Source organism: Variovorax boronicumulans NBRC 103145 (assembly GCF_001591345.1).
Classification (GTDB): domain Bacteria; phylum Pseudomonadota; class Gammaproteobacteria; order Burkholderiales; family Burkholderiaceae_C; genus Variovorax; species Variovorax boronicumulans.
The window spans coordinates 77,017-85,457 of the sequence record NZ_BCUS01000011.1; the positions used below are offsets into that span (position 1 = coordinate 77,017).

The window sequence follows — 8,441 nt, forward strand, 5'->3', positions numbered from 1 at the left end:
TACCCTCGACGCCATGAACGACCTTCACGCCACCCGTCTCACCCTTCTGGCTGGCGGTTCCGATGCGCGCACCGAAATGGAGCGAGCCATCGCCCTCTCCGAATCCCCGGCCTGCGCCCACGTTTTCACCCGCACGATGTTCGACGAGGCCCGCGCGGCCGCCGCCGCATCGGTGCCCGAAAGCCGGCTGGCCGGGCTTGCCTTCACCAGCAAGGATCTGTTCGACATCGCCGGCCAGCCGACACCCGCCGGATCGGCCGTGCTCTCGCACGCACCGGCCGCCCCGGCCGATTCGCTCGCCGTGGCACGGCTGCGCGCCGCGGGCGGCGTGCTGACCGGGCGCACCAACATGACGGAGTTCGCCTTTTCCGGCGTCGGCGTCAACCCGCACCACGGAACACCCGCCAACGTGAGCGACACCGCCACGCCACGCATTCCGGGCGGCTCGTCGTCCGGCGCGGCGATCTCGGTGGCGAGCGGCGCGGCCTTCATCGGACTGGGCTCCGACACCGGCGGCTCGATCCGCATCCCGGCGGCGCTGAACGGTATCGTCGGCTTCAAGAACACCGCCCGCCTCACGCCGGCCGACGGCGCTCTGCCGCTGTCGACCACGCTCGACACCGTCTGCGCCATGACCCGCTCGGTGCGCGACGCCGTCACCGCGCACGAAATCCTCTCGGCGCGGCAGGTGACGCCCGGCTCGGCGCCGCTGTCGGCCTACCGGCTGGCCGTCGTGAAGAACGTCTTCCTCGACGACCTCGAGCCTGCCGTGGCCACGGCTTTCGAGCGCACCCTGGCCACCCTGCGCGCCACGGGCGCCCGCATCCAGGAAATCGAACTGCCCGAGCTGGCCGACCTGCAGAGCATCAATGCCACCGGCGGCTTCTCGGCGGCCGAGTCGTACGCCTGGCACCGGCTGCTGCTGGAACGCAGCGGCGCCGGCTACGACCCGCGCGTGGCGCAGCGCATCCTGCGCGGCGCCGGCATGAAGGCACACGAGTACATCGACCTGGTCCGCGCCCGCCGCGACTGGATCGCCCGCGTCGAGAAGGCGCTGACACCGTTCGACGCCGTGGTGTCGCCGACCGTGCCGATCGCGGCGCCGTCCATCGCCAGCGTGGCGCCGGGTGCCGAGCGCGACGACGAATTCTTCCGCGTCAACGCGCTGCTGCTGCGCAACCCGTCGATCATCAACATGCTCGACGGCTGCGCCCTTTCGCTGCCCTGCCACGCCGACGGCGAACTGCCGGTCGGCCTGATGCTGTGGCATGGCGCGATGCACGACGACGCCGTGCTCGCGGTGGCCCTCCAGGCCGAACGCACGCTACAGAAATAACCGCTGTCACCGCCCGCCTCACGGGCGTCAGCCGCTTCTTTTATCTAGAACATTTCAATGAAAATCGCGATCGTGGGCGCCGGCATCGTCGGCGTCACCACCGCCTGGGAACTGGTTTCCGACGGCCATGAAGTGAGCGTGTTCGAGCGCCGCGGCGCCGCCGCCGAAGAGGCCAGCTTCGCCAACGCCGGCGTGCTCGCGCCGGGTTATGTCACGCCGTGGGCCGCACCGGGTATGCGCGGCAAGGTGCTGCGCTCGCTGCTGTCTTCGCACGGCGCCATCAAGCTGCGCTGGCCGCTGAGTTCGCGCGACCTCAGCTGGATGTCGCGCTGGCAGAAGGCCTGCAAGCTCGAAACCTACCTGGCCAACCGCGCCCGCATGCAGCGGCTGGCTTTCTACAGCCGCACCCGGCTGCACGCGGTGACCGAAGCGCGCGAGCTGAGCTACGAACGCAGCGACGGCTACCTGGTGCTGCTGCGCTCCAAGCGCGAGAAAAAACTGGTGCAGCCCGGACTCGAGGTGCTGCGTTCGGCCGGCAGCGTGTTCCGCGAGATCGACGCCGACGAAGCCCGCCTGATCGAGCCCGCACTCAACCCCGACACCCCGCTGGCAGGCGCGATCCACCTGCCCGAAGACGAGGTCGCGAACTGCCGCCAGTTCGCGCTGCTGCTCAAGTGGGAAGCCGAGGCTTTGGGCGCGCAGTTCCATTTCAACTGCGACATCGCGCCGCTGAGCCGCGCCGCGCCCACCTCGCTGACGCTGGCCAGCGGCTCGGACGCGCTGCAGTTCGACGCCATCGTGGTCTGCGCCGGGCTGTCGTCCGCCACACTGCTGCGCCCTCTGGGGCTGCGCATTCCGCTGGCGCCGGTCTACGGCCATTCGGTCAGCGCCCCGGTGCGCGAGCCGCTCAACGCGCCGCGCAGCGCGGTGATGGACGAGCGCTACAAGGTTGCGATCTCCCGCCTGGGCCAGCGCGTGCGCGTGGCCGGCAGCGCCGAGATCGGCGGCTCGCCCGACGCCATGAGCCCGGCCGCGATCCAGACGCTCTACAAGGTGCTGCACGACTGGTTTCCGGGCGCTGCCACGTTGCAGTCGGGCATCCAGCAATGGAAAGGCGCCCGGCCGATGCTGCCCGACGGCCCGCCGGTGCTGGGCGCCAGCGGCATTCCCGGCGTGTGGCTCAACCTGGGCCACGGATCGAGCGGCTGGGCGCTGTCGTGCGGCAGCGCACGCGTGCTCGGCGACCTGATCGGCGGGCAAGATCCCGGCATCGACCTCGAAGGTCTGGGGATCGAGCGGCTCAGTCTTTAGGACCCCAGCGGCGCAGTTGCTCAGGGGTGGCCGGTTTTTCCACCGGCAGTTCGGGCCGGGGCGCCCAGCGTTGGGCGATCAACCCCAGGATCGCTGGTGCGATCAGCCCAAAGAACACCAGCACCAGCAGGTCCAGGCCCAGCATCAGCCACTGCGTGCCGGACCCTGCCTCGACCGGCACGTCGAGCCACCGGATCACGCCGATGCCATAGCCCACGCCCAGGGCCCAGGCGGCGTCGCGCAGCGGCACCCGGCGCAACACCTCGGCCAGCAGGAACAGCCCCCACACCACGACCAGCAGGCCGATCGCCCAGGCCGCGCCGGCGATCGTCGCCGCGGCCGTGGCGATGAAGCCGGCAAGGCATGCCAGCAGCAGAACCAGCAGCCAGCCGAAGGTCTTGAGCATCATCGGTCGATGATAGGAGGCACGGCGTCGGCGGCACAATGGCCCGATGCACCGCATCACGTCCGCCAGCGCCGCCGACCTGTTCGACATCGCCGCCACGCGCCGCATCGAGCAGGCGGCCGCCCCCGCCCTGCCCCCTCACACGCTGATGCAGCGTGCAGGCCTCGCGGCAGCACGGCTCGCGATGGCGCTCGCACCGCACGCGCGAACGATCTGGATCGCCTGCGGCCCCGGGAACAACGGCGGCGACGGCTTCGAAGCCGCGGCGCAACTGCGACATCGCGGCTCCTTTCCGGTCGTCACCTTCGTGGGCGATGAAGGCCGACTGCCAGCGGATGCCAAGGCGTCGCTGCAGCGTGCGCGCGATGCGGGCGTCACCTTCGCTTCGCAGCCGCCATCGAGCTTCGAGCTGGCGATGGATGCGCTGCTCGGCATCGGATCGACCCGCCCGCCGTCGGGCGCAATGGCCGAATGGCTCGCGCGGATGCACACGGGCGCACCACCGGTGCTCAGCCTCGACGTGCCCTCGGGCCTCGATGCCGACACCGGCACGCTGGCCTCCAACACAGATCAAGCATCGGCATCGGTCCGCACCACCCTCACCTTCCTCACGCTGAAACCCGGCCTGTTCACGGCGCAAGGCCGCGACGCGGCCGGCACGGTGTGGTTCGACGACCTAGGTTGCAGCGCGTTCGCCCAGGAGCGACCAACAGCCCGCCTCGCAGGCGCGCCCGATATCCAGCCGCGCACCCACGCCTCGCACAAGGGCAGCTACGGCGATGTCGCGGTGATCGGCGGCGCTTCGGGCATGGCTGGTGCCGCGCTGCTGGCCGGCTCGGCTGCGCTCCATGCCGGCGCAGGACGCGTGTTCGTCGGATTGCTCGATCCCCGCGCAGCGCCGGTCGACACCTCGCAGCCGGAGCTGATGCTGCGCGACGCCCACGCGCTGGACCTCGTGGGCATGACGGTCGTGTGCGGCTGCGGTGGCGGCGATGCCGTGCGCGAGCTGTTGCCGCGCGTGCTGTCGACGGCCGCCACGCTGGTGCTCGACGCCGACGCGCTCAACGCCATCGCCGCCGATCCGTCACTTCAAACGCAACTGATCGCGCGAGGCCAGACCGGCGCACCCACGGTGCTCACGCCGCATCCCTTGGAAGCCGCCCGCCTGCTCGGCGACACGACGGGTGGCGTACAAGCCAACCGCCTGGCCGCGGCCCGTGCGCTGGCGTCGCGCTTCGGCGCCGTGACGGTGCTCAAGGGTTCCGGAACAGTGATTGCCGATGCGGGCGACGAGCCGCCGGTCATCAACTCGACCGGCAATGCCCGCCTCGCCACCGCAGGCACCGGCGATGTGCTCGCCGGCATGATCGGCGCGGCGCTCGTGATGCGCCGCCCCGCGTTCGAGGCGGCGTGCGAAGCCGTCTGGCAGCACGGCCGCATCGCCGACCTGTGGCCGGCCGATGCAGCCCCGCTCACGGCGGGCTCGCTGGCCCGCCGCGCGCCCTACTGAGCGCAGGACTCAGCCGCGCCCCACGAAGGGCATCTTCGTGGCCATGATGGTGTGGAAGAGCACGTTGGCTTCCAGCGGCAGGTTCGCCATGTAGAGCACCGACTGGCCGACGATCTTGACGTCGATCAGTGGCTCGATCGCGAGCTCGCCGTTGGCCTGCGGTACGCCGGTGGCCATGCGCGCGGCCAGCTCGGTCATGGCATTGCCCACGTCCACCTGCCCCACCGCGATGTCGTACTTGCGGCCGTCGAGCGAAGCGGTCTTGGTCAGCCCTTCGACCGCGTGCTTGGTCGAGGTGTAGGCCGCGGAATTCGGCCGCGGCGTGGTCGCCGAGATCGACCCGTTGTTGATGATGCGGCCGCCCCGCGGCGTCTGCGCCTTCATCGTGCGAAAGGCCTGCTGGATGCAGAAGAACATGCCGGTGAGGTTGATGTCCACCACGCCCTTCCACTGCTCGGGCGTCCAGTCCTCGAACGGTCCCGGCGGGTTACCCACGCCGGCGTTGTTGAACAGCAGGTCGACGCGCCCGAAGCGCTCGACCGTGGCGCCGAACAGCGCCTGCACCGAGTCGGCATTGGCCACGTCGGTCGGCACCGCGAAGGCGCGCGCACCCGCGCCCGATTCTTCCGCCACCTGCTCCAGCGGCTCGAGGCGGCGCCCCGCAAGGGCCACGCTCCAGCCGTCCGCCAGCAGGGCCAGCGCGGCCGCGCGGCCGATGCCCGACCCCGCGCCCGTGACGATCGCGATGCGGCCCTTGTTGTTTTCCACGCTCATGCTCCAAGTCTCCTTTTCAACTGATCCATACACACGGTAAGTAAACCGGTAGTGTGCACGGCGCGTCTCATCCGCGGCGGGGCTTGCGCCCCTTGCCCTGCATCTTGTTGGCGGCTTTCTTCACCGCCGACTTGAAGGCCTGCATGGCCGATTGCGGGCCGGCAGGCACCGCGGCAGCGCCGCCGCCACCGTGCTCCGAACGCGACTCGCCACCGGCCTCCGCCTTGTGGCGGGAGCTTCGCTTGGCCGACGCCTTCACCGGCGCGCCGCCCTTGTCCTTCATGGCGCGCGAGGTCAGGTCTTCGCCTTCGCGCACGAGGCGGAAGTCGATCTTGCGGCCATCGAGGTCGACGCGGCTCACCTGCACCCGCACCCGCGTGCCGATGGCATAGCGGATGCCGGTGCGCTCGCCGCGCAGTTCCTGGCGCATCTCGTCGAACTTGAAGTACTCGCCGCCGAGCTCGGTGATGTGGACCAGGCCCTCGACGTACATCGCATCGAGCGTGACGAAGATGCCGAAGGTGGTGGCCGCGGTGACCACGCCGCCGTATTCCTCGCCGAGGTGCTCGCGCATGTACTTGCACTTGAGCCAGGCCTCGACGTCGCGGCTAGCTTCGTCGGCGCGGCGCTCGTTGGCGCTGCAATGCAGGCCGGCGGCTTCCCAGGCCAGCACTTCCTTGCTGGGCGCGACGGTCGCCTTCTGCGGCTTGTTGGTCGGCGCCTTGACGCGCGAAGCGAGCCGCTTGGCCAGCTTGGCATGCGCCTCGCCGGGCGTGGGCAGCATCGGCAACTGGTAGCGCGTCTTGCCGAGGATCGCCTTGATCACACGGTGCACCAGCAGGTCGGGATAGCGACGAATCGGGCTGGTGAAGTGCGTGTAGGCCTCGTAGGCCAGGCCGAAGTGGCCGCTGTTGATCGGCGTGTAGATCGCCTGCTGCATCGAGCGCAGCAGCATGGTGTGGATCTGCTGCGCGTCGGGGCGTTCCTTGGTGGCTTCGGCGATCGCCTGGAACTCGCCGGGACGCGGCTCGTCGGTGATGCTCAGGCCGACACCCATGGCCTTCAGGTAGCCGCGCAGGATTTCCTTCTTCTCGGGCGTCGGGCCTTCGTGCACGCGGAACAGGCCCGGATGCTTGCCTTCGGCGATGAAGTCGGCGCTGCAGACGTTGGCGGCGAGCATCGCTTCTTCGATCAACCGATGCGCCTCGTTGCGGGTGCGCGGCACGATCTTCTCGATGCGGCCGGCATCGTCGCAGATGATCTGCGTCTCGGTGGTTTCGAAGTCGACCGCGCCGCGCTTGCCGCGCTGCTTGAGCAGAGCCTTGTAGACGTCGGCGAGGTTCAGCAGGTCCTTGACGCGGTCCTTGCGCTTGGCCGCTTCGGGCCCGCGCGTGTTGCCGAGGATGGCGGCGACTTCGGTGTACGTGAAGCGCGCATGGCTGAACATCACGGCCGGATAGAACTGGTAGGCGTAGATCTCGCCGTCGGCGGCAACCAGCATGTCGCACACCATGCACAGGCGCTCGACCTCGGGGTTGAGCGAGCACAGGCCGTTCGACAGCTTCTCGGGCAGCATCGGGATCACGCGGCGCGGGAAATAGACGCTGGTGGCGCGGTCGTACGCATCGATGTCGATGGCCGAGCCGGTCTGCACATAAGCACTGACGTCGGCGATGGCGACCAGCAGGCGCCAGCCCTTGCCGCGGCCCACCTTGGCGGGCTCGCAGTACACGGCGTCGTCGAAGTCGCGGGCGTCTTCACCGTCGATGGTGACGAGCGGCACGTCGGTGAGGTCGATGCGGCCCTTCTTGTCGGCGGGGCGCACCTTCTCGGGCAGGGCCTTGGCCTGCGCCAGGCACTCCGCGGAAAACTCATGCGGTACGCCGTACTTGCGCACAGCGATTTCGATCTCCATGCCGGGGTCGTCGATCTCGCCCAGCACTTCTTTCACGCGGCCCACGGGCTGGCCGAACAAGGCCGGCGGCTCGGTGAGCTGGACGACCACCACCTGGCCGACCTTGGCGGGACCGGTCGCGCCCTTCGGGATCAGGACGTCCTGGCCGTAGCGCTTGTCTTCCGGTGCAACGAGCCAGATCCCGCCTTCGTGCAACAGGCGGCCGATGATCGGCTGCTCGGGCCGCTCGACGATCTCGACCACGCGCCCCTCGGGACGGCCGCGACGGTCCTGTCGCACGATGCGCGCCTTGACGCGATCCTTGTGCAGCACCGCGCGCATCTCGTTCGGCGGCAGGTAGATGTCTGCCTCGCCGTCGTCGCGTTGCACGAAGCCGTGCCCGTCGCGATGTCCTTGAACAGTTCCTTCGATTTCATCCAACAAGCTGCTGGAAGTGACATTATTTTTGATATGATCTCCTTCTTTCCTGAAATTCAAAACGTGGCTGCTTCTGCAGTCATGTGGGCCCAGATGGCGGAATTGGTAGACGCACTAGTTTCAGGTACTAGCGAGTAACATCGTGGAGGTTCGAGTCCTCTTCTGGGCACCAAGTTTAAACAGACCTTTACCAGGTCATTCGATTGAAGCCACCGGTCTCCGGTGGCTTTTTTCATGGCCGCTCGAAACTGCATCAAACGGGCGACGCGATCGTCAGATCGCACCCCTCGACGCCGGCCATGCACGCACGATCGCACCCACCCGCCTTCGGCAGGACACCCGCCGCGCGAGCGATGTCGCGCAGAAGCTGAAATTTCGACACGCCCAAAAGAGCGCGCCAAATTTGTGTATATAATCGTAGTCTTTGCTGAGAAGCAAAATCAGCCCAGATGGCGGAATTGGTAGACGCACTAGTTTCAGGTACTAGCGAGTAACATCGTGGAGGTTCGAGTCCTCTTCTGGGCACCAAGATTGAACAGACCCTTACCAGGTCCTCTATAAAAAGCCACCGGCCTCCGGTGGCTTTTTTCTTGGCCGTTTGAATCAGGCGCATCAAACGGGCAACGCGATCAGGTCGTGGCCTTCGGCGCCCACGATGCGTGCACGCGTGAACTCGCCGACCTTCATCGTCTTGCTGATCTTCTCGGGTGGCAGGAGGCGAACAGTGCCGTCGATCTCCGGTGCATCGGCGTACGTGCGCCCCACCCCGCCC

The 8,441-nt window shown here is 68.3% G+C and carries 6 protein-coding genes, 2 tRNA genes and 1 pseudogene; 5 read left to right on the forward strand and 4 right to left on the reverse strand.

The features are described 5' to 3' along the window. The first annotated feature begins 13 nt into the window (after window positions 1-13). Together VBO01S_RS05480 and VBO01S_RS05485 are read left to right on the forward strand one after the other, a co-directional pair. The gene (locus VBO01S_RS05480) at window positions 14-1,336 is read left to right on the forward strand and encodes an amidase (protein ID WP_062471619.1); all 1,323 of its coding nucleotides are present in this window, start codon (window positions 14-16) and stop codon (window positions 1,334-1,336) included. 57 nt (window positions 1,337-1,393) lie between these two features. Then, a complete protein-coding gene (locus tag VBO01S_RS05485; protein ID WP_062471622.1) occupies window positions 1,394-2,647 on the forward strand; it encodes a D-amino acid dehydrogenase in 1,254 nt (417 codons plus the stop codon). On the opposite strand, the gene VBO01S_RS05490 is transcribed toward VBO01S_RS05485, so the two are convergent. Beyond that, on the reverse strand, window positions 2,637-3,056 hold the full coding sequence (locus VBO01S_RS05490) for a hypothetical protein (protein WP_062471625.1): 420 nt from the start codon (window positions 3,054-3,056) through the stop codon (window positions 2,637-2,639). The two genes, VBO01S_RS05485 and VBO01S_RS05490, sit on opposite strands and share 11 nt — an antisense overlap. 43 nt (window positions 3,057-3,099) lie before the next feature. Here VBO01S_RS05490 and VBO01S_RS05495 point away from each other — a divergent pair, with 43 nt between their 5' ends. Next, the gene (locus VBO01S_RS05495) at window positions 3,100-4,563 is read left to right on the forward strand and encodes a bifunctional ADP-dependent NAD(P)H-hydrate dehydratase/NAD(P)H-hydrate epimerase (RefSeq protein ID WP_062471628.1); all 1,464 of its coding nucleotides are present in this window, start codon (window positions 3,100-3,102) and stop codon (window positions 4,561-4,563) included. A 9-nt stretch (window positions 4,564-4,572) separates the two neighbouring features. Here the strand turns inward: VBO01S_RS05495 and VBO01S_RS05500 are convergent, their stop codons facing one another. Both VBO01S_RS05500 and rnr read right to left on the reverse strand, forming a co-directional pair. Continuing rightward, window positions 4,573-5,337: an SDR family oxidoreductase gene (locus VBO01S_RS05500; RefSeq protein WP_062471631.1), complete on the reverse strand. Its 765-nt coding sequence runs from the start codon at window positions 5,335-5,337 to the stop codon at window positions 4,573-4,575. Window positions 5,338-5,404: 67 nt separating this feature from the next. Further along, complete coding sequence (gene rnr, locus VBO01S_RS05505; protein WP_062471634.1) at window positions 5,405-7,675, reverse strand: ribonuclease R; 2,271 nt, start codon at window positions 7,673-7,675, stop codon at window positions 5,405-5,407. An 81-nt stretch (window positions 7,676-7,756) separates the two neighbouring features. Here rnr and VBO01S_RS05510 point away from each other — a divergent pair. Next, window positions 7,757-7,841, forward strand: a tRNA-Leu gene (locus VBO01S_RS05510). A gap of 271 nt (window positions 7,842-8,112) precedes the next feature. After that, window positions 8,113-8,197, forward strand: a tRNA-Leu gene (locus VBO01S_RS05515). An 84-nt stretch (window positions 8,198-8,281) separates the two neighbouring features. Here the strand turns inward: VBO01S_RS05515 and rimO are convergent. Further along, a pseudogene (gene rimO / locus VBO01S_RS32270) lies at window positions 8,282-8,441 on the reverse strand (30S ribosomal protein S12 methylthiotransferase RimO); the annotation flags it as partial.